Annotated in this window: 22 protein-coding genes; 11 read left to right on the top strand and 11 right to left on the bottom strand. The window is 42.1% G+C overall.

The window, feature by feature from the left end; all coding sequences use genetic code 11:
• Complete coding sequence (locus JWQ54_RS11205) at positions 1-960, bottom strand: AraC family transcriptional regulator (RefSeq protein ID WP_299584542.1); 960 nt, start codon at positions 958-960, stop codon at positions 1-3.
• Positions 961-1,121: 161 nt separating this feature from the next.
• Here JWQ54_RS11205 and JWQ54_RS11200 point away from each other — a divergent pair, with 161 nt between their 5' ends.
• From JWQ54_RS11200 to JWQ54_RS11185, 4 genes are all read left to right on the top strand, one after another.
• Positions 1,122-2,624 (top strand): aldehyde dehydrogenase family protein, encoded by a 1,503-nt coding sequence (locus tag JWQ54_RS11200; RefSeq protein WP_299584540.1) that lies wholly within the window; start codon positions 1,122-1,124, stop codon positions 2,622-2,624.
• 270 nt (positions 2,625-2,894) lie between these two features.
• Entirely contained in the window at positions 2,895-3,269 is a 375-nt protein-coding gene (locus tag JWQ54_RS11195; protein WP_299584538.1) for a DUF779 domain-containing protein, read from the top strand.
• A gap of 72 nt (positions 3,270-3,341) precedes the next feature.
• Entirely contained in the window at positions 3,342-4,442 is a 1,101-nt protein-coding gene (locus JWQ54_RS11190; protein ID WP_299584535.1) for a mechanosensitive ion channel domain-containing protein, read from the top strand.
• Between the two features lie 164 nt (positions 4,443-4,606).
• Positions 4,607-5,416 (top strand): SDR family oxidoreductase, encoded by an 810-nt coding sequence (locus tag JWQ54_RS11185; RefSeq protein WP_299584532.1) that lies wholly within the window; start codon positions 4,607-4,609, stop codon positions 5,414-5,416.
• A 50-nt stretch (positions 5,417-5,466) separates the two neighbouring features.
• Here JWQ54_RS11185 and JWQ54_RS11180 read toward each other — a convergent pair whose 3' ends face one another.
• From JWQ54_RS11180 to JWQ54_RS11160, 5 genes are all read right to left on the bottom strand, one after another.
• Positions 5,467-5,781: a phosphoribosylpyrophosphate synthetase gene (locus JWQ54_RS11180; RefSeq protein ID WP_299584529.1), complete on the bottom strand. Its 315-nt coding sequence runs from the start codon at positions 5,779-5,781 to the stop codon at positions 5,467-5,469.
• An 82-nt stretch (positions 5,782-5,863) separates the two neighbouring features.
• Entirely contained in the window at positions 5,864-6,790 is a 927-nt protein-coding gene (locus JWQ54_RS11175; RefSeq protein ID WP_299584527.1) for a ribose-phosphate diphosphokinase, read from the bottom strand.
• Positions 6,787-8,217, bottom strand: a complete 1,431-nt coding sequence (locus JWQ54_RS11170) for a nicotinate phosphoribosyltransferase (RefSeq protein WP_299584524.1) — start codon at positions 8,215-8,217, stop codon at positions 6,787-6,789. Before JWQ54_RS11170 ends, JWQ54_RS11175 begins: the two co-directional genes overlap by 4 nt.
• Before the next feature lie 3 nt (positions 8,218-8,220).
• Positions 8,221-9,117 carry an NUDIX domain-containing protein gene (locus tag JWQ54_RS11165; RefSeq protein WP_299584522.1) on the bottom strand — a complete coding sequence of 299 codons (897 nt, stop codon included), beginning with the start codon at positions 9,115-9,117 and terminating at the stop codon, positions 8,221-8,223.
• A gap of 86 nt (positions 9,118-9,203) precedes the next feature.
• On the bottom strand, positions 9,204-9,890 hold the full coding sequence (locus JWQ54_RS11160; RefSeq protein ID WP_299584520.1) for an NUDIX domain-containing protein: 687 nt from the start codon (positions 9,888-9,890) through the stop codon (positions 9,204-9,206).
• Between the two features lie 85 nt (positions 9,891-9,975).
• Between JWQ54_RS11160 and JWQ54_RS11155 the strand changes: the two genes are divergently transcribed.
• From JWQ54_RS11155 to JWQ54_RS11145, 3 genes are all read left to right on the top strand, one after another.
• Positions 9,976-10,335 carry an MmcQ/YjbR family DNA-binding protein gene (locus JWQ54_RS11155; RefSeq protein ID WP_299584518.1) on the top strand — a complete coding sequence of 120 codons (360 nt, stop codon included), beginning with the start codon at positions 9,976-9,978 and terminating at the stop codon, positions 10,333-10,335.
• Positions 10,336-10,343: 8 nt separating this feature from the next.
• Positions 10,344-10,682 (top strand): cupin domain-containing protein, encoded by a 339-nt coding sequence (locus tag JWQ54_RS11150; protein WP_299584515.1) that lies wholly within the window; start codon positions 10,344-10,346, stop codon positions 10,680-10,682.
• Between the two features lie 155 nt (positions 10,683-10,837).
• On the top strand, positions 10,838-11,002 hold the full coding sequence (locus JWQ54_RS11145; RefSeq protein WP_299584511.1) for a hypothetical protein: 165 nt from the start codon (positions 10,838-10,840) through the stop codon (positions 11,000-11,002).
• A 178-nt stretch (positions 11,003-11,180) separates the two neighbouring features.
• Here JWQ54_RS11145 and JWQ54_RS11140 read toward each other — a convergent pair whose 3' ends face one another.
• Entirely contained in the window at positions 11,181-11,546 is a 366-nt protein-coding gene (locus JWQ54_RS11140) for a DoxX family protein (RefSeq protein ID WP_299584508.1), read from the bottom strand.
• A gap of 98 nt (positions 11,547-11,644) precedes the next feature.
• On the opposite strand from JWQ54_RS11140, the gene JWQ54_RS11135 reads away from it, so the two are divergent.
• Entirely contained in the window at positions 11,645-12,031 is a 387-nt protein-coding gene (locus JWQ54_RS11135) for a helix-turn-helix domain-containing protein (RefSeq protein WP_299584505.1), read from the top strand.
• Between the two features lie 64 nt (positions 12,032-12,095).
• On the opposite strand, the gene JWQ54_RS11130 is transcribed toward JWQ54_RS11135, so the two are convergent.
• Complete coding sequence (locus JWQ54_RS11130) at positions 12,096-14,597, bottom strand: TonB-dependent receptor (protein ID WP_299584502.1); 2,502 nt, start codon at positions 14,595-14,597, stop codon at positions 12,096-12,098.
• A gap of 145 nt (positions 14,598-14,742) precedes the next feature.
• Entirely contained in the window at positions 14,743-15,078 is a 336-nt protein-coding gene (locus JWQ54_RS11125; protein WP_299584499.1) for a hypothetical protein, read from the bottom strand.
• 175 nt (positions 15,079-15,253) lie between these two features.
• On the opposite strand from JWQ54_RS11125, the gene JWQ54_RS11120 reads away from it, so the two are divergent.
• From JWQ54_RS11120 to JWQ54_RS11110, 3 genes are all read left to right on the top strand, one after another.
• Positions 15,254-15,604 carry a hypothetical protein gene (locus tag JWQ54_RS11120; RefSeq protein ID WP_299584496.1) on the top strand — a complete coding sequence of 117 codons (351 nt, stop codon included), beginning with the start codon at positions 15,254-15,256 and terminating at the stop codon, positions 15,602-15,604.
• 160 nt (positions 15,605-15,764) lie between these two features.
• Positions 15,765-16,475, top strand: a complete 711-nt coding sequence (locus tag JWQ54_RS11115) for a peptidylprolyl isomerase (RefSeq protein WP_299584493.1) — start codon at positions 15,765-15,767, stop codon at positions 16,473-16,475.
• An 87-nt stretch (positions 16,476-16,562) separates the two neighbouring features.
• Positions 16,563-17,330, top strand: a complete 768-nt coding sequence (locus JWQ54_RS11110) for an exodeoxyribonuclease III (RefSeq protein WP_299584490.1) — start codon at positions 16,563-16,565, stop codon at positions 17,328-17,330.
• A 126-nt stretch (positions 17,331-17,456) separates the two neighbouring features.
• Here JWQ54_RS11110 and JWQ54_RS11105 read toward each other — a convergent pair whose 3' ends face one another.
• Both JWQ54_RS11105 and egtB read right to left on the bottom strand, forming a co-directional pair.
• Complete coding sequence (locus JWQ54_RS11105; protein ID WP_299584487.1) at positions 17,457-18,458, bottom strand: L-histidine N(alpha)-methyltransferase; 1,002 nt, start codon at positions 18,456-18,458, stop codon at positions 17,457-17,459.
• Positions 18,459-18,672: 214 nt separating this feature from the next.
• A complete protein-coding gene (egtB, locus tag JWQ54_RS11100) occupies positions 18,673-19,824 on the bottom strand; it encodes an ergothioneine biosynthesis protein EgtB (RefSeq protein WP_299584485.1) in 1,152 nt (383 codons plus the stop codon).
• Between the last annotated feature and the right edge of the window lie 2 nt (positions 19,825-19,826).

The raw sequence follows: 19,826 nt of genomic DNA, 5'->3' as shown, positions 1-19,826 counted from the left end.
TTAGGGCTTTAGCCCCAACAGGCTGTTGGGCTGTTCATTCTTTCCCTTCGCCCCCACTTTATACCCGCTCGGCGTTATTCCCTCAATTTTTTTAAATGCCCGGCTAAAATAATTCAGGTTGTTAAAGCCTGCTTTAAAACACGCTTCAGAGATACTGTTGTAAGGGTTGTTCATCAGTTGCTTGGCAAACTGGATCCTTTCTTTTATTATATAATCAACCGGCGAAATTCCCAGCTCATATTTAAATGCACGAAAAAAGCTGGGCTTGCTCATAAATGCCATTTGGCTAAGGGCATCAATATTCAGCTTTTCGGTAAGGTGCACTCTGATGTAGTCCAGTACATAGGCAAACCTGCTGCCCGCAGATAGCTCATGCATATTGTCACTTACCTCGTGCAGGTTTTGCATCTGCATTATGCGGATCAGCAACTCTTTTAAGGTTAAATTAGCCAGTACATCCTTTGTTAAGGCATCACCGGTGCTAATGCGGATCAGTTTATTTATCAGCTGTGCAAGCTCGTAATTATTAAAAAAGTGGAACTGGTTATAATTAAGCTTCCAGGTATTTCCAGCTTCGCGGGGATAATTTTCGTTTAAAAAATCCAGGGTGTTCATTATCTCCTGCTGATTGATGGCCAGCGCAGTGCATTGTGATGGCTGGTTTGCGGAGGCCTCCGGGAAATCAATGGTCATGGTGATGTTTGGCGGCACAATTACCGATTCGCCGGGCAGATAGTCAAATCCCGGCTGATCAAACAGGTGCATTACTTTTTTGCCCCGCAGCATACTGGTTATTACAAGGTCGCTAAAGGTTAACGGCACCAGTTCGCTGCGCTCATAAGTTTCAAATACGTTAAGCTCACAATGGTTTAAGGTGTATGCCCTCCTGTTCTCAACAAGCGTTCTTACCTCTTTCTGATTTGAAAGCGATAATGGGGATACCAGGTTTCTATTGATCATGGTCGTTGCCTATTTTAGTACAAATTAGGTATAGTAATATTCATTCAAGTACTTATGTATATAATATAAATTGACACCATTGTGCTACCATTTGATACCATAGTGCAAATGACCGGCATGCACCAAACCTAACTTAGTACTATCAATTAAAACTTAAAAAAATGAGTATTGTTTCAAAACCTGCTTTTAAAGAAAAGTACGACAATTTTATTGGCGGCAAATTTGTGCCCCCCATTAAAGGTGAATATTTTGATAACATATCACCAATTGATGGCAAGGTATTTACAAAAGCAGCCCGGTCTGGCAAAGAGGATATTGAGCTTGCCTTGGATGCCGCGCATGCAGCCTTTGTAACATGGGGTAAATCAGCGGCGGCCTACCGAGCATCTATCCTTAATAAAATTGCCGATGTTATTGAAGAGAATCTTGAATACCTGGCTGTTGTTGAATGTATTGATAACGGCAAAGCTATCCGCGAAACAAGGGCTGCCGACCTGCCTTTGGTTATAGATCACTTCCGTTATTTTGCAGGCGTTATCCGTGCCGAAGAAGGCGGTATTTCTGAGCATGATGAATATACGGTGAGCATTTGCCTGCACGAGCCTATTGGTGTTGTAGGGCAAATCATCCCATGGAATTTTCCATTACTAATGGCCACCTGGAAAATAGCCCCTGCGCTTGCCGCCGGTAATTGCTGCGTGGTAAAACCTGCAGAGCAAACACCAACATCCATTATGATATTAATGGACCTGATAAAAGACATCCTGCCCCCGGGCGTATTAAATATTATTACAGGTTTCGGCCCGGAAGCTGGTAAACCGCTGGCATCTTCGCCACGTATTTCTAAAGTATCCTTTACGGGCGAAACCACTACCGGCCGTTTGATAATGCAGTATGCATCTGAGAATTTGATCCCGGTTACGATGGAGCTTGGCGGTAAATCGCCAAATATCTTCCTTGAATCTGTTGGCAATGCTGATGATGCATTTTTTGATAAGGCGATAGAAGGCGCTGTATTATTTGCCCTTAACCAGGGCGAGGTTTGTACCTGCCCGTCGCGGATCCTGGTGCATGAAAATATCTACGATAAATTTATATCGCGGGTAATTGAAAGAACAAACGCCATTAAAATGGGCAACCCAATGGACAGCGATACCATGATGGGGGCACAGGTATCAAATGATCAATATGAAAAGATCCTATCGTACCTTAAAATTGGAAAAGAAGAAGGTGCAGAAATATTGTGCGGCGGCGAAATAAAACAATTGGACGGCGACCTTGGCGGTGGTTATTATATACAGCCAACGCTATTTAAGGGACATAACAAAATGCGCATTTTCCAGGAAGAGATCTTCGGGCCGGTTGCGTGTGTTACCACGTTTAAAACAACTGCGGAAGCTATTGCTATTGCCAATGATACATTGTATGGACTTGGAGCCGGTGTGTGGACAAGGGATGCACACGAGATATACCAGGTTCCGCGTGCCATACAGGCCGGCAGGGTTTGGGTAAACAACTACCATGCATACCCGGCGCACGCTCCTTTTGGTGGCTATAAAAAATCGGGCTTTGGTCGCGAGAACCATAAAATGATGCTGGGCTATTATCGCCAGACAAAAAATATGCTGATCTCTTACGACAAAAACAAACTGGGCTTTTTTTAGTAACTGGTTGATTAAAAACAACGGCACCCTTTGGGGTGTCATTAAAGCTATGGGTAAAAATTGCAGCGCACTCTCTTTCCGCGAAGCGAAGGTTGCCCGGGGCTGCGTCGGCGGGGTGAGTTTATACGACAGGCATTTACGCCAGTGCATTGGCGTAATGTCACTCGCATAGTCACCCCGCCGATGCTATTGCCGGACATACATCCTTCTGTAAAGAAGGTGAAAAAGCTTCCATTTGTGTGCTATTTTATTTGAATTAAAATAAACAGTATGACAAAAAGAGTATTAGTAATGCTCGAAGCATCCGCCTTGATAAAAGATTTAAAAGGCCGCTTTGGCGACCTGATGTTTCACCAGAGCGGTGGCTGCTGCGATGGCTCATCGCCTATGTGCTTTGAAAAAGGTGAGTTTAAGCTGGGTGGCAGCGATGTAAAAATAGGCACCATTGACGATTGCGAATTTTGGATGAGCAAGGATCAGTTTGAATACTGGCAGCATACCCAGCTTACTATTGGTATTACAAAAGGATATGGATCAAGCTTTTCTATAGAGATCCCTACTGGCTTCCGCTTTATGATCCATTCCCGGCTGTTTACTGACGACGAGATAAAAGACCTTGAGCCCGTGGAGCTTTTTGAGGATTAAATTTAGGTATTCACTTAATCCATTCTCAACAAATCTTAATACCTTGTGTTGTAAAAACAAAAGGCATATTATATGAAAGATACAGTTGAAGGATGGTCGGGCCGCATTCAGCCGTTTTTATGGGATTTGATTATTGTGGTTTTAGCCATAGCGATTGGCCTGGCGGTTAAGTTCATTGTTAAAGCTATCCTCAAGTACAATAAAAATCATACCGACTATTCCTTGTTTCGAAGTATAATTACGCATTTAAGCAGGCCTATGAACCATTTTGTGCCGTTGCTTATGCTGAACTTTATGGAGCCTTTAATGGAGTTGACACCGCGTTATGACCTTATATTAAGTCGTGCTGTTGAAATAGCCCTTATCATTTCATTTGCTATATTGCTGATGAGCGCTATGAATGTTTTTGAAGATTATGTTTATCACACATACGATTTAAATAAAGAAGATAATCTTAAGGAACGCAAGATCCGCACCCAAATAGCCTTCATCCGGAAAGTGCTTGGCACAGTCATCATATTTGTTACCATTGCCATTATTTTGCTCAGCTTTGATAATGTTCGTAAAATTGGGGCGGGCCTGCTAACAGGAGTTGGAATTGGCGGAATAATTATAGGTTTTGCCGCACAAAAATCCTTAGGAAATTTACTTGCAGGTTTCCAGATAGCATTTACCCAGCCTATCCGTATTGATGATGTATTGGTTGTTGAAGGCGAATGGGGCCGGGTTGAAGATATAACCCTTACCTATGTGGTATTAAATATTTGGGATCAGCGCCGCCTGATACTGCCTATCAACTATTTTATAGAGAAACCCTTCCAAAACTGGACCCGCAACACATCAGAAATATTGGGAACTGTTTTTTTATACCTTGATTATAATACACCTATTGATGCCTTAAGAACAGAGTTCGACCGCCTGCTTACCACCACCAATTTGTGGGACAAACGCGTAAAAGTGATCCAGGTTACAGATGCAAAAACTAATTGTATTGAAGTGCGGGTATTGGTTAGCGCCCGTAACTCATCACAAGCGTTTGATCTTCGTTGCTATATCCGCGAAAACCTGGTAAAATTTGTAAAAGATAATTACCCCGATAGTCTGCCATTGAACAGGGTGGTTATGAAAAATATAGACCTGGATAAACCGGCAACAGCATCTGTTAACTCTTAACGTTTTTGCTATATTAATGCCGCGCTATTAGAATAGAATAAAAAAAATTATGCTTTTGGCTTGTAATTCAATAATTACAAAACAATTTCACCGCTTTCATTTTTATTCGCATTTTTACGCCACATCAAAACTACAAATCAACACATTAAGTAATAAATAAAACAATGGGTAAAGTAATTCTTGTAACCGGTGCTTCGTCCGGGATAGGTTTAGCCTGTGCTACAGCGCTTCAGGCAAAAGGGCATACGGTTTACGGTTCATCCCGCGATCTGAAACGAATTAAATCGGTATCATTTAAACCTATTGAATTGGATGTTACCGATGACGCATCGGTAAACGCTGCCATTGATAAAATTATTAAAACCGAAGGCAGGATTGATGTTTTGGTAAACAATGCCGGTAATGGTGTTACCGGTCCGGCTTACGCCATGCCCGTTGAAAGTGCTAAAAAGCAATTTGAGGTTAACTTTTTTGGCGTGGTGCGGGTTAGCAGCGCGGTATTACCTCACATGATAGCAGTTAAAAATGGCCTTGTAGTAAACATCAGTTCATTGGCCGGGTTATTTGGTTTACCTTACCAAAGCATGTACAGCGCATCAAAATATGCCATTGAAGGATATTCGCAAAGTCTGCGGATGGAGCTGCGCAATACCGGCGTTAAAGTTACACTTATCAATCCCGGCGACTTTAAATCCGACTTTACCCAAAACCGTGAGAAGGTTGCTTTCCCGATAAAAAATGAAATGCTGGAGAAAGAATATAATACCGCCGTTGCTGCAATGGAAAAGGACGAAAGCATAGGCGCAAGTCCCGATGTAATTGGAAAAAAACTGGTGCAAATTGTCGACTCATCAAGCCCGGCACACCGCTACCTGGTAGGCGCCTTTGGCCAAACCATTGCCCCAACCCTGAAAAGCATATTGCCCGGCGGCTTGTTTGAAAAACTGATGAATGACCATTACGGGATAAAATAATTGATGGAATAATAGATTTATAAAGACGCCCCGACAACTCGGGGCGTTTACTACTTCTGATGATATTTATAATGTAACTGCTTTAATGTCTCTGTCGAGTCATCATCTGTTGAAATGCCATAACCTGATACAAATATTCCCTTTATGCCGGATGCAGAAGCCAGCGCGTAAACCGTAGCCTCATCAGCGGGATCCGACGGGCCTTCATAACGGTACAGGTCAACTATTTCAAATTCATCTGCCGGGTATTGTTGTTCTCCCGCCACAAAATGATTTTCCTTTAAATTCAGATCGAGGGTATAGCCTTGTTTTTTGAGCTGCTCAATGGCTTCGGTAACGGTGGCGTAATGGAATTGCTGTTTCATTGGGAGAGGCGTTGATATAATGTAAATTTAAGGATTTAATTTTTAACCTTTCAGCCACCGATTAAAGTTTAACCTTGTTATATCATGCCTCTTTTTTATTAAGTAGTATGCTACAAATTAACTCGTCTAAACTCCTTATATCAACAAAATCATCATTCACAAGCTGGCAGGTATTTATATGCGAATCTGTACAGATCAGCTTTTTGATGATCCCACAATTTTTAAGTTTTTGCAGTCCGTCTTTTACAAACAGCCCATGCGTAGTAATAACAATAATATCAGCCGCACCGGCATCTTTATAAGTTTTTGCCGCATTGATAATGCTGCCGCCCGACCGGATCATATCATCGTAAATTATAACTGTTTTTCCGGCTACATCAGCATTAATGGCGCTCACTTCGGTATGGTCGCCTTTTAGGCGGCGCTTTAAAATAAATGCGGCGTTTACACCCAATTCATTCGCTAATGATTCAACCCATTTTGCCCGGCCTGCATCAGTGCTGGCCATCACAAAGTTATCACCCCCATATTCAAGAGCCGCTTTAGTAATAATATCCTTGCAATAAACATGTGTAGGGTAAAGCCCATGCTCAAAATAATAAGGGATTCCTTCGGAGTGGATGTCAAACAAATACACCCTATTGCCCCTGTTGCTGCGCGGTATGGCCGATAAGAGTATGGCCCTGGCTTTGGCAGTTACAATTTCGCCCGACAGCACGGCCCTTTCCATAGTTGAATAACCAAAATAAGGAATAACCAATGATAATGAGCCGGCGCCATAGCTCACTAAAGATGAAGCAAGATCAAAAAGCTCGAGCGTTGCTTCATCATTAACGGTTCCTCCTATAATTATTACATCCCTGTCGTTAACGTCAGATAAAATGCGCTGATAACGTTCACCATCGGTAAAGTTATTTGTTTCAAGCTCGCCTTTTTCAAACTGACCACAGGCTAAAACTTTTTCGGCCAGGTAATTATATTGCTTTATATGGAAAAGGATTTTTTTCATGCTACCGGTATTTTGTTATTTATGTTGATGCGCACCTGTTCAAAGCTTATCTCATTTACAAGCTTGCCATTTTCAAATACGGTATGCAATTCATCCGCTAACCCATCATTATCACTTTGATTAACGGTTTTAAAGGTGCCATTAATTTTTACCAATTTTAAACGCCCGGCCTTACTCTTTTTAAAGCTTTCGGTGATGTTTCCACCGGCATCCATTTCTGTCGGACTTTTCTCAACCCGTACTTCTTTACTATCAATTATTGTGCTGCTGCATTTTAGCGCGAAACGTTGCGTATCCCTGTCAACTTTTTGCAACAATGCGCCACCCATACCTAAAACCAGGTTCTCTGCGCTGATGTTGTGTTGCTTCAAAGCTTCATACATGGTTTTTATAGCTTCATAATTTACCCCATCACCCTGGATTACTCTTACCTGCGGTGGTAAAACTTTGAAGCCTTTTCCGTTTACTGTATAACCAAACTTATCAAAAAGTATTTCAAATATTTTTACCAGGGTCATTACCGGGTCGCCGCTGTCGGGGCGGATAACAAGCGTACCTTTGCGGTTCAGGATCTCAGCTTTCAACTCTTCACCCCAATAATCTTCGCAGGCCTTAAATATATTGTAGCTATCAGATACGCAAGCGATAATCCCTGTTGGAAACGTTTTTAAAATATGCCTGAACACCTCAAGCTCGCCATCTTTACCCAATAGCGTACAGATGCTATGTTCAGTAGCGGGAATGCTTAAACCATATACTTTTTGTGCATTATAATAATTTATAGCCATACCTGACCCCGCCAGGTTATCACTGCCATTAAAATTGAGCAAATGCGCTGCACCTCCAATCTTAGCGCTCTCCACGCTGCTAACACCACGGAAGCCAAAATCATTCAAAACAAAATCAATCCCGGCTTCACTGCCGGGTGTAGCCGTTTCTTCATAGTATTGTGTAACCACTTTACGTACCTGGTTGCTAAGGGTGGCAACTGTACAGGGGTACCAAACCTGCATCAGCAAGGTTTCTAAAAAATTGGTAAGCCAGTAGCATTCCGGATCGGTGTTTTCAATGGTCATCAGTACGTTACCTGTGGGTACCGCGGTGCCCTCAGCCACGGCTTTAATTTTAACCGGCAACCAGCCATCGTACTTATCTAAAATATACTGGAACTTACTTTTATCAAACACATCATCCCGGCCAAACACTTGTAATAAAAGGCCTTCAGCCCCGTCAAGATCTTCCTGGGTAAATGCCTTGCCCTGCAGGTATTCTTTTAAAAAGTATTGCAGACCAAAAAATACGGTTTCGTTAAACATACCGCCACGGCTCTCCAGGTAACTGTATATCTGTGTGGTACCTGGGTAGTATAACTTATGGTGAGCATATTTATAAGCATCAGCCAGCAGGATTAAATTTTCGCGTTTCATGGATTATTTATTAAGATATTTTTCAAGTAACAGGTTAAAAAGTTCAATATGTTCATTGCTGATCAATTCATCATCAATCATCTTTGGCAGATCAGCCAGTTTAAACCAGCTCAGTTCAGCAATATCATCCTGTGCTGAGGGTTCGCCGGTTATATAATCGCAGCTAAAAAGCAGGGTGATTATTTTGTCGGCCTCATTACGGTAGCGCCAGTCATTAATTTTGCGGGAGGTTTCGTAAACCATTTTGGTGGTTTCCAAATTACCGCATTCTTCGGTTAGCTCGCGTTTGGCAGCGCTTTCATAATCTGCATCTTCAGGATCAGCAAAACCGCCTACCAGCCGCCATTTATTATTGATCACTTTTTTACCTAACAATATTTCTTTCTTTTCATTCCTGAACAAGGCTATATCCACCGTTGGGTAAACTTTGGTGTACTGGTTGTAATAAGCGTATAAAATGCCGGCCCTGAAATCGTTCGAGTCAAAAACTTTATCCGCATATTGTTTGCGCAGTTCAGTAGCGTTGTAATCGCCATGTTCAGGCAGCTCAATAGTTTCAAATTTACCATTGTAAAAAGGTATAAAGCTATCCCTGCTGCCATACAAATCAAACTGTTCGTTCGTGAATACTCCTTTTAACAGGGTATCTAAATTTTCAGACCATACCTTATCATTCGGATGATCACTTATTGGCAAAACAATAATTTCCGGATGAGCAGTTTTGATCATTTTTTCGCGGGTATAATAATCATACGGGTTTTTCCTGCTGCCGGTAATCGGGCTTACGCCTAACAAAATAATTAGTTTGGAATGCGCTCCCTTTACCTGGTTGATAAGGCTTTGATGCCCTTCATGCAGGTAAGGTGTTTGGAAGCGGGCGATAATAACTGCGGTTTTCATTTTAATTTGCGTTAATTATACGCAAATATAGATATGCGTTTTTAATACGCAAATTATTTTACGTTTTTTTTTAATTTAAATAGATTTTATATTTCGAAGCTGATGCCTTCTTTCTTCAACTGAAAGTATTTTCCCTCGTTAAAACAAAACAGATTTCCCGGTCGGCCTGCACCGTCAAGCTGCTGCCTTTCAGTTGTTTCTTCTAAAAAGCCAAATTTTAACACTTTCTTTTTAAAATTACGCCGGTCAATGGGCCTGTCGAGTACAGCCATGTAAAGTTTTTCAAGTTCGGAGAATGGGAATTTTTTATCGAGCAACTCAAAGCCCACCGGCTCATATAAAATTTTGTTTTTTAAGCGGGCGTGGGCCAACGTAATAATTTCGTGGTGATCAAATGCCAGCTGCGGTACTTTTTTTATGTTGAACCATGCAACGTCGGCAGCATCTGTATCTGCATGCAGCACAAATGCATCGGGTTTTACCAGGCCATAATAGGTAACAGATATTACGCGGTTACGTGGGTCACGCCCCGGTTTTCCGAAACTATAAAGCTGCTCCAGGTAATTTATGCTAACGCCGGTTTCCTCAGTTAATTCGCGCTGAACAGCATCTTCTAATGATTCATCATTGCCTACCAATCCGCCGGGAAGAGCCCAGCTATTTTTATAGGGTTCGATGTCTCTTTTTATGAGCAATACCGATAATCCTTCTTTTGAAGTATATCCAAATACCACCGCATCAACAGCAACTTTTATATTTTGAGAGAAAGGCATGTTTACAAAGGTATTAAATGCCTGCAAATTCTGTTTTGTTTAATAAATAAGGTACTATATTAGCGTTGCGATCAATATTTACCCCATGCACTTCACCACTTCCACCCAGATCCATCTCGCCTTTATCCGCAGCAAATTAATGTTGTTGCCGGGTGTTACAGAAAAACTGTGCTTTGCTACGCCTGCGTTTTATGTAAATAAAAAGTATTTTGCACGGTTAAAAGAGGATGGCGAAACCCTGGTGCTGCAAACCATAGAGCGCGACAAGTGGATCTCGGCAAAGCCGGATGCCTTTTTCATAACTGATCATTATTTCAATTATGATTATATGCTCATCAACCTTAATACAGTATCGCCGGATGACCTTACAGAACTGCTGCTAACTGCATGGCATAACCGGGCAACCCAAAAACTAATAAAGGAATACGAGGCAAAACTCAAATAACATTTAACATGATCACATCAACTGAAAATGCTGAACATTATACCTGGGGCGAACAATGCGATGGCTGGCACCTTTTAAAGTCGGCTACGCTGAGTGTGATCCAGGAACGCATGCCTCCGGGAACCGGCGAGCAATTGCATTATCATCATAATGCACAGCAGGTGTTTTATATATTATCGGGCACTGCCACTTTTGAAATTGAGGGGGAACAGAAAACAGTTCAGGCTAATCAGTCCATCCATATTACCCCAAATACAAAACACCGTATTTTAAATAATGGTGATGCTGATCTGCATTTCCTGGTAATATCTGAGCCAAAGGCACATGGAGATAGGGTGAATTTGTAGCATTCTTCGCTGTCTCTGTGGTCAATTTTTTACCGCAGAGTTCACAAAGAAAGGCACGGAGATCTAAAAGTTGTATTTCTATCTGTTATTAAAATAAATCCCCGCCCTTAAAACTTATTCCTCCTTTCGCATATTATATCAGGTAAAAAACTACCATGAAAAAATTATATTTTCCGTCGCTCATGTTATTACTGTTTTGCATAAGCAGCTGTTCCGTAATTGAGGGGATCTTTAAGGCCGGGGCCGTTGTCGGTATTATTTCGGTTATTATTGTTATCGCAATTATTATCTGGATAGTTTCCCTGTTTAGGGGTAAATAATATTTCCAAAAATGCCAATTGTGGGCGATAGGCGTCAACCTGACGGCTAGTCTTGAGTCGAAAGTCTTGAGTTCTAAGTCAAAAAAAGACAAATTTTGCCTTAAGGCTTGCGACTTAAGACTGTTGACTTAACACGAGGTTCGTTTCATCGCCGCACTTCCCGCAATCACAAAGTTGTTTATGCTGCTTTAGGTAACTTGTTATAAGTATAATATGATACAGCCAGCAGCGCCAGGAATATAACAGGCATTGCCCTGGCTGAAACGGGATCTCCGGAAGCAGTGTGGGCAATAAAAGCTGATATAAATGTAATAGTAAACCCAGCATAGGCCCATTCCTTTATTTTTGAGCTTAGCGGTGCAAGGATCAATACAGCTCCTATCAATTTAGCAATTGCCAGCTCAACCCTGAAATATGACGGAAACCCTAAATGAACGAAGGCCTGCGCTACGGCTGGCTGCGCTAAATAGGCATAGGTTGAATAGGCCATCATTAATGCAATTATTGAAGTGGTGACCCAGTAAGTGATTTTTAAAGTTTTCATTTTCTTTTTTATTTGAGAACAAAAGTAACTACCTTTACTATCAAAAGCATAGTACTATCCCAAAGGATAGCGCTATCCTTTGTGATAGTTATTGGAATATGGATACACATTTTGGAATTGAACAGCACCATACGCCCGAAACATGCAATGCCAGCGTTGCGGCCGTAAAGGATGCCCTATATGTTTTAAACGGCAAATGGAAGTTGCCTTTGATCGTAGCGTTATCAACAGGGGCAAAACGCTTTAACGAAATTCAGCGTTCGCTTGATGGTATAACGCCAAAGATTCTTTCGAAGGAATTAAGAGAACTGGAAATGAATGAGTTTGTTACCCGCAAGGTGCTCCCAACCACACCGGTTAGCGTAATATACGAGCTTACTCCTTACAGTAAATCATTAGAAAAGGTAACTGTGGAACTAAAAAACTGGGGCATCCAGCACCGTGAACGGATCATAAAAGGGATGCGGAAATCGTCCGCAGCCTGATCTCTTCAATAAAAAATCCCGCTTTTTAAGGGCGGGACTTTCATTTAACGGTTAGCTGTTTATATTATGATTTTGTATGTGGCGACAAGTCAAAAGGTACGACTACCTTAAAGCTTATATTACGCCCCATGTTAAAGATCCCCGGCTGAACTCCCGCAGGCACATTTGCATTATCGAAATATTTCAACCTGCTCATGTTTGATTGGTAGTTTACATTACCCAGGTTGGTTCCTTCAATAAACAATTTGACAACAGTTTTTCCGGCTGAGTTTACCAGTTCGCTGCCTATGCCTGCGCTTAACAGGTTATAGCCGGCGGTATAAGTTTCAGTCCCGTAGGCTGCAAAAAAGCGGTCCTGCGCACTAAAGTGATCAAACCCTACAAAGGCATATACATTTCTGAAGTTGCTGAATCCTTTGCTGAAATTTCCACGCAACTCTGAGTGGGTATGCAGTGGCGGAATGAAAGGAAGATACTTTAAGCTGTCAGCAACTTTGCCACCTGTACCTAAATTTTGTCCGTATGTTAATGCCAGCGAATTTTCAAAATGCAGCCATTTTAGCGGGTGAATATCCAGGCTAAATTCGCCGCCGTTTATTCTTGCTTTGCTTTGCACATAGGTAAATGTATTATAGCCCTGTGTAATAACGGGTGAGCCATCGGCATTGAGCTCCTGCTGCTGGAAGATATAGTTTTGAATATTATTGTTAAACAATTCAACACTAAATGAAACGTTTGGCAGTGTCAGGAAGGCGCCAATATCCTCCTGTGTGCTAAACTCCGGTTTAAAATTGCTGTCACCTATGTGGTAGATCTGCGAGCCCGGATCGGGGCCATTTGCTGAAAGCTCGGCAATACTTGGCGCCCTAAAACCACGGGCAATATTGGCCTTTAACAAAAACCTGTCTGAGAAATTATAGGTGCCTCCAAAGCTTCCATTAAAGCCCGAAAATGTTTTATTCAGGGCAGCAAATTGCGGAACTACGTTAGGGGCGTTAGTAGGATCAGCTCCTGTATACAATTGCGGATATTTTCCGGCGGCGGTATCAATATAAGCTGCTTGTCCGTGAAATGAGCGGCTGTCAAATCTGGCGCCCGCCGAGAGGTCAAGCTTTCCAAAGCTTTTCTTCATAATCAGGAACGGGCCAATATCAAACTGGTGGTAGGCCGGGATCGGGAAATCAGTAGCACCGCCAATAGTATTATTCTGGTATTGCCCGTTTACCCCAACAGTGGTTTCGTAGCCATTACCAATGTCAAAGTTGTATTTAAAATCGTAAGTATAGGTACTAAGGTGAAGGTTTAAGCCCGCAACATCAGCATCTTCCGGGTGGGTATATTCCCTGCGGTGGCTATATTGGTAACCAAGGTTTACAACCAGGTTTCCTTTGCCTAAAATAAAATTACTGTTATTGTAGATGCGGTAAAGCTGTACATGCTGATGCAAAACAGGGATACCGTATGAGTTTAATTGAGATGCAGGCACGATGGTACGTGATGCATCATCCTCTGTAACCTGTTTGGTGAACTGGCGGGTAATGGAATCACGGCTGCCATCAGGGATTGCCTGCTGGTCATCAAATAATGAGAAATTAAAATACGAGGTTCCCCATGTTTTGTTAAGGCCTACCATAAAACGGGCATCCTTCTCTTTAAAGTTAGTGGCATATACCCTGCCGTCATGCTGGTTCTGGTAATCTTTTGCTTCTTTAGCTGATAGTATTGCGCCCCAAACCAGGCCGTTTTGATTGCCGTAGAGCCTGAACGAGCCGTTCAGCAAACCATTGTTAGTACCATAAGTTCCTTGCACCGATCCCAGGATCTTACCATCGGCAACAGGCGACGGCGTAATAAGATTAACAACCCCGCCAATAGCATCAGATCCATAGGACAAGCTGGCAGGTCCCTTAATCACCTCAACACGGTCTATAGAGTTTTGATCTACCTCAATACCGTGCTCATCACCCCATTGCTGACCTTCCTGCCGAATGCCATCCTGTAAGGTCACCACCCGGTTATAGCCTAAGCCATGTATAAAAGGTTTAGAAACATTTGGCCCGGTAGTTACCGCGCTAACACCCGGCAAGTTGGCAATCATATCAATAACGTTTCCTGCTGCCGAGCGCTGGTCAAGGTAGGTTTTACCTACAGCAACCATTGGCACCGGGTCTCTCTTAATTTCTGTTGCTTTGCTTACACCGGTAATAACCACTTCCCCGGCTTCAATTGATGATGCCTTTAGCTGAATATCCAGTGTTGTTATTTTACTAAAATCAACCCTTTGGTTGTAGGTTGCATAACCTAAATAAGTTGCCTGCACCAGGTAAACGCCCCTGGGCAAGTTGTTTAATGTATAATGGCCATTTGCATCTGTAATAGCGCCACGCCTTAAATCGGGAATGTTTACAGTTGCTCCTATAACGGGTTTTCCGTCGGCTTTATCAGTTACGGTGCCGGTAATGGTACCCGCATCGTCATCTTTTTTTATTTTTATAGCAGCATATGTGCTTATCGTACCCGTTATAAGTATAAATAGCAGGCTTAATATTCTTATCTTAAATTTCATAGTTGGTATCCTGGTTGAGATTAAAAATTTCTATCCGGGGTCTTTAATTTTTTATTGAATCAGGCTGATCTCAGCTAAAAAAATAAAAATCACATTAAATCAGGTGATCATTGTTTAACAAGTAAAAAGCATTCAGCTTTTAATTTTAAACGGAATAATTGGCAAGTGGCGGGGCACGGCCACCGGAGAGGATAAGCGATAGGCTTGTAAAATTATATTCAGAAGATTGGTAAACATAGTCTGCAACGGCGACCGGAATAAAATTTGCCTGGCCTGCTATAACCATGCTGTTATGGTGCATGGCATCGCATAACCGGCATTTTTCGGTAAGGATTTGTTTGGGTTGTTGCTTATTTGCTGAATAAGTTTGTTTTACCCCCTGGATCAGCTTATGCTGGTGGGCATATACCATATACTGGCCTGTGATAAAGCAGATCAGCAAGATCCATGAGCGGATAATATGGTATTTATTTACTTTCAAGTCAGTTACCTTTTTACAGTAAGTTGCAAAAATAGGCAATTAAAATTTTACAGAAGGTAACATTCTTGTTTAAATGCAACAAAATTGCTTTTTTTAAATAGTCCATGGTTTTAAATAAATGAGACTATCGACTATGGTCTATGGACTATCGACTTAAAAAACGATATTTGCTACCGTGAAACCTGCAGAGATCAATTTAAAGTGGAGTGCATTACAACAGCGGATTGCTGACGAGTTTGATAATGAAAAACCGGATATAAAGGTTATGCTGTTCCTTATTGGGGTACAGGAACTTGGGCAGGGGCCGCGTAAATTCAGTAAGCGCCAAAAGGAAGAGCTGATGCACATAGCCAACTGCAAATTATTCAGTATGATGGGCTTTTATGAGCTGGAGGGACTGGACCAGGATGGCTGGCCGCACTGGAAACGGGTTGGCGTTATCCCTAATTATACCCTGCTTGAACAGGAAATGGTGTTGAAATCATTAATAATTGACTATTTTCAGGAGCTGGGATTGGTTGATTGAAAGAAGTCCGAAAGTCGGAAAGTCCGGAAGTCCGGAAGAAGCTGCGGTTAATTAGTGGATTATTGTGTGTGTGCTCTTTATTGTTAATCCATCCCTTTCTGGCGGCTGGCTGTGAGGACACAGCCAGTGGGGATTTTTTTTGAATAATCAAATCATAAATATGAAAAAACTTTTTACTACTGCTCTTATTTTACTGGCTATTACTACCGCCTTTGCCAAAGGGCCTAAAAACCAGTATGTACGCATTAAAACTAGCTATGGCTCTTGCATCATCCGCTTGTACAATGAAACCCCTAAACACAGGGATAACTTTATAAAGCTGGTGAAAAAAGGATTTTACAACGGAACGCTGTTTCACCGGGTGATCCAAAACTTTATGATCCAGGGTGGCGATCCGGATTCAAGGGACACTGCAAAGGCAAAACCCGGCGCAGAGCTTGGCAATGGCGACGTTGGCTATACCATTCCGGCCGAATTCAGGGATAGCCTTTTTCATAAAAGAGGCGTGTTGGCGGCAGCCAGGGATGATAACCCGGCAAAAGCGTCAAGCGGGTGCCAGTTTTATATTGTTGAAGGCAAGCGTTTTACCGATGGCAAGATGGATACTCTTGAAAACACACGTTTAAAAGGGTTTAAAATACCAACCTGGCAAAGGGAATATTATAAATCAGTTGGTGGCGCGCCGCATCTTGACCATGGCTACACCGTTTATGGCGAAGTAGTATCAGGCATTGATATGGTTGACAGGATTGCTGCTGTTAAAAAAGATGAAAAGGATCGCCCCGTAGAAAACGTAGCCATGACGGTTGAGTTGTTAAGCAACAAGGAGTGTAAGCACTTGGATGAAATACTGAGCCCCCCGGCCCCCTAAAGGGGGAGTTGATTAGCACGGGGTAATTACAAATTAAATATTCACAACTTAAAAAGTTCCCCCTTTAGGGGGGCTAGGGGGCCTGGCATGAAAATAATCACCTATAACGTAAACGGGATCCGCTCTGCAATGAACAAAAATTGGCTGGCCTGGCTGCAGGCCACCGATGCAGATGTAGTTTGTTTGCAGGAAATTAAAGCTACGCCCGATGTGCTTACCGACTTAAAATTGGTTGAGGATTTGGGCTATGAGCATTACTGGTATCCAGCCGAAAAAAAGGGATACAGCGGTACGGCTATCTTTACCAAACAAACACCAAAACATATCGAATATGGCTGCGGTATCAGTGATTATGACCGCGAGGGCCGCAACATCAGGGTTGACTTTGATGAGGTATCAGTAATGAGCGTTTACTTTCCGTCAGGCTCAAGTGGCGAAGACAGGCAGGCTTTTAAATATCGCTTTTTAGATGAGTTTGGTCGCTACCTGGAGCTGTTGCAATCACAATGCCCCAAACTGGTTGTATCCGGCGACTATAATATTTGCCACAGGCCGATTGATATCCATAACCCAAAATCAAATGCTAACTCCTCGGGATTTTTACCCGAAGAGCGGGAGTGGATGGAGAGCTTTATTGAGTCGGGCTATATTGATACCTTCAGGCATATGAATAAAGAGCCGCATAATTATACGTGGTGGAGTTTCCGGGCAAACTCACGCGCTAAAAACTTAGGCTGGCGCATTGATTACAACATGGCCACAAGCGCATTGGAAGAGAACATTAAAAGAGCGGCTATATTACCCGAAGCACGCCATTCAGACCATTGCCCGGTGTTGTTAGAACTGGAATTTTAAATAAAATCGTATTAAAGATAATTTTCTGCTTCTCTGTGCTCTCTGTGACTCCTCTGCTAACTCTGTGGTAAAAAATTAACCACGGAGAACACGAAGATTATGCAAAGTGCACAGAGATTAGAATTATCACTCCGCTACCCAAATAGCATCCATAAACCATTTCCTGCTATCAAAAAAATGATCCGCAGGCTTAAATGAAGCTTTCACGGCCATCTGATTAACTTGTTCAACGGTGAACTTTTGCGAGATCTCCATAAATATATACTCGTCTTTTTCAAAATGGATGGTTTCCATTCCCTTTATTGTTACGTCCTGGTCGGCCAGGCTTATAAGATAGCTCTTGCAGGCACCTGTTTCCGGGTCATACGTAGGATAATGCTCAAACTGGTTAATATTAAAATCAGCATTAAGCTCGCGGTTTATCCGCTCTAGCAGGTTAAGGTTAAATCTTTTGGTAATACCCTCCCTATCGTTATAAGCTGCTAAAATAGTTTTTGGATTTTTTTTCAGGTCGACACCTATCAGCAGCATATCGCCCGGAGATAAATGGTTCCTCACATCTATGCAAAACTGTTCGGCAACATCAACCGGCATGTTACCTACGTTTGAACCTAAAAACATAATAACCTTACGCTTATCTGAAATTGAAGATGCCTTTTTAAGCATATCAAAGTATTCGCCATTAAGCCCTGTCATTTGTAAACCTGGCAGCGTTACCGGCAAGGTAATGTTAAGGAGTGATATTACGTTGGATGAAATATCAATAGGCAGATAGTTAAAATTAGCTTTTTGCTCCAACAAATATTTCAATAAATAGGTTGATTTGGTGGCGTCACCGGCTCCCAATTCAATCAGGTCGAAGGCATCGCCATCACCAATGATGGCATTACAGATCTCGGCGGTTTTTTCAGAGAAGATCTCCAGCTCGCAATTTGTGGGATAATACTCTTCGCAGTTCATCAGGTCCTGGAAAAGCTTATCACCACTGGCATCATAAAAATACATCGAGCTCAAAAATTTAGGTGTTGAGCTTAGTCCGCATATTACATCCTCATAAAACCTGCCGGTTCTACAGTTTGAAAGCCCTTTCATTTCGGCTTTTGCTAAAGTGGTTTCAATGTTTTTCATCAGTTATAATTGTTCTTTGTGGGCGATGAAGCTATCGTGAGCCGTATTTAGTTTGATTTATTTACTGTTTATGATGGATTCACTAGTCTTAAGTCAACAGTCTTAAGTCGCAAGTCTTAAGTTCAAATTTTACCTTTTTCTGACTTAGAACTCAAGACTTTCGACTCAAGACTAAGCGTCAATTCATGATTGACACGACACTAGTGATGGTTTATTACTTAGCCAGCCTTATGCCGGTAAATTGCCATCTTAAATTAGTTTGAAAAAAATTACGATAGGTAATACGGCTATGCCCCGGCGATGTAACCTCCGATGCCCCGCGTAATACCTTTTGGTTAACCATAAATTTACCATTGTATTCCCCTATTGCTCCGGGTGCTTTGGCAAAGCCCGGATAAGGCAGGTACGAGCTTTCTGTCCACTCCCAGTTTTTGCCCCAGTTAAACTGTGTTGCGGCAGCCTCCCATTCAAACTCGGTAGGCAGCCTTAAACCTTTCCATGCGGCATAGGCATACGCTTCAAAATAGCTGATATGGCAAACAGGCGCTTTTAAATTTAAAGGCTCAAGCCCATGATACGTATAATGGTGCCATTGTTCATCTATCAAATGCCAGTAAAGCGGCGCCTCAACTTTGTTGGTTTTAACCCAATCCCAGCCTTCGGCATGCCAGTGGCGAAAATCATGATAGCCGCCGCTGTTTATAAATTCCAGGTATTCGGCATTGGTAACCAGGTTGGGGCTGATCTCAAAAGCATTAAGATAAACCTTATGCGGATTAAGTTCATTATCAAAGCAAAACCCGTTACCTTTAAAGCCTATTTCATATATGCCTTCGGGTAATTTAATAAATTCACTACTTTCATCCCGCTTAACTTTTGGCGATGCATAATCTTTTGAATAAGCCGGAAATAGTGGGTTATGCCCTAAAATAAATTTAATGTCAGTATATAAAAGTTCCTGGTGCTGCTCTTCATGGTTAAAGCCAAGGATCAGCAATTCTTTAACATCATCGCCGGGCTCTTCACACAAAAACTTAACCATGGCATCATCCACATACTCACGGTATTTGTAAATTTCGGCAACAGTGGGCCTACTTAAATTACCCCTGTCGGTACGGATAACCCGATTGCCAACGGTTTCATAATAGCTGTTAAATACATAATTATAATCGGGATTATACTCCTTATAGCCCATAAAATAGGGCTTAAGAATAAAAGTTTCAAAAAACCAGGTAACATGCCCGATATGCCATTTAGGGGGACTAACATCAACCACAGGCTGCACCACATAGTCCTCAGTTTGTAAAGGACTACAAATTTGCTCTGTTCGTTTGCGTACTTTTATATAACAGTCGGCTATATCCATGA

This window comes from Mucilaginibacter sp., assembly GCF_028288225.1.
In the GTDB taxonomy this organism is placed as follows: Bacteria; Bacteroidota; Bacteroidia; order Sphingobacteriales; family Sphingobacteriaceae; genus Mucilaginibacter.
Note: the sequence above shows the minus strand (reverse complement) of the source record. Positions and strands in the feature narration are given on the sequence as shown.

Bases quoted from the DNA above. Each gene is read 5' to 3' on its own strand.
- JWQ54_RS11205 (WP_299584542.1), bottom strand. From the start codon at position 960: ATGATCAATAGAAACCTGGTATCCCCATTATCGCTTTCAAATCAGAAA.
- JWQ54_RS11200 (WP_299584540.1), top strand. From the start codon at position 1,122: ATGAGTATTGTTTCAAAACCTGCTTTTAAAGAAAAGTACGACAATTTT.
- JWQ54_RS11195 (WP_299584538.1), top strand. From the start codon at position 2,895: ATGACAAAAAGAGTATTAGTAATGCTCGAAGCATCCGCCTTGATAAAA.
- JWQ54_RS11190 (WP_299584535.1), top strand. From the start codon at position 3,342: ATGAAAGATACAGTTGAAGGATGGTCGGGCCGCATTCAGCCGTTTTTA.
- JWQ54_RS11185 (WP_299584532.1), top strand. From the start codon at position 4,607: ATGGGTAAAGTAATTCTTGTAACCGGTGCTTCGTCCGGGATAGGTTTA.
- JWQ54_RS11180 (WP_299584529.1), bottom strand. From the start codon at position 5,781: ATGAAACAGCAATTCCATTACGCCACCGTTACCGAAGCCATTGAGCAG.
- JWQ54_RS11175 (WP_299584527.1), bottom strand. From the start codon at position 6,790: ATGAAAAAAATCCTTTTCCATATAAAGCAATATAATTACCTGGCCGAA.
- JWQ54_RS11170 (WP_299584524.1), bottom strand. From the start codon at position 8,217: ATGAAACGCGAAAATTTAATCCTGCTGGCTGATGCTTATAAATATGCT.
- JWQ54_RS11165 (WP_299584522.1), bottom strand. From the start codon at position 9,117: ATGAAAACCGCAGTTATTATCGCCCGCTTCCAAACACCTTACCTGCAT.
- JWQ54_RS11160 (WP_299584520.1), bottom strand. From the start codon at position 9,890: ATGCCTTTCTCTCAAAATATAAAAGTTGCTGTTGATGCGGTGGTATTT.
- JWQ54_RS11155 (WP_299584518.1), top strand. From the start codon at position 9,976: ATGCACTTCACCACTTCCACCCAGATCCATCTCGCCTTTATCCGCAGC.
- JWQ54_RS11150 (WP_299584515.1), top strand. From the start codon at position 10,344: ATGATCACATCAACTGAAAATGCTGAACATTATACCTGGGGCGAACAA.
- JWQ54_RS11145 (WP_299584511.1), top strand. From the start codon at position 10,838: ATGAAAAAATTATATTTTCCGTCGCTCATGTTATTACTGTTTTGCATA.
- JWQ54_RS11140 (WP_299584508.1), bottom strand. From the start codon at position 11,546: ATGAAAACTTTAAAAATCACTTACTGGGTCACCACTTCAATAATTGCA.
- JWQ54_RS11135 (WP_299584505.1), top strand. From the start codon at position 11,645: ATGGATACACATTTTGGAATTGAACAGCACCATACGCCCGAAACATGC.
- JWQ54_RS11130 (WP_299584502.1), bottom strand. From the start codon at position 14,597: ATGAAATTTAAGATAAGAATATTAAGCCTGCTATTTATACTTATAACG.
- JWQ54_RS11115 (WP_299584493.1), top strand. From the start codon at position 15,765: ATGAAAAAACTTTTTACTACTGCTCTTATTTTACTGGCTATTACTACC.
- JWQ54_RS11110 (WP_299584490.1), top strand. From the start codon at position 16,563: ATGAAAATAATCACCTATAACGTAAACGGGATCCGCTCTGCAATGAAC.
- JWQ54_RS11105 (WP_299584487.1), bottom strand. From the start codon at position 18,458: ATGAAAAACATTGAAACCACTTTAGCAAAAGCCGAAATGAAAGGGCTT.
- egtB (WP_299584485.1), bottom strand. From the start codon at position 19,824: ATGGATATAGCCGACTGTTATATAAAAGTACGCAAACGAACAGAGCAA.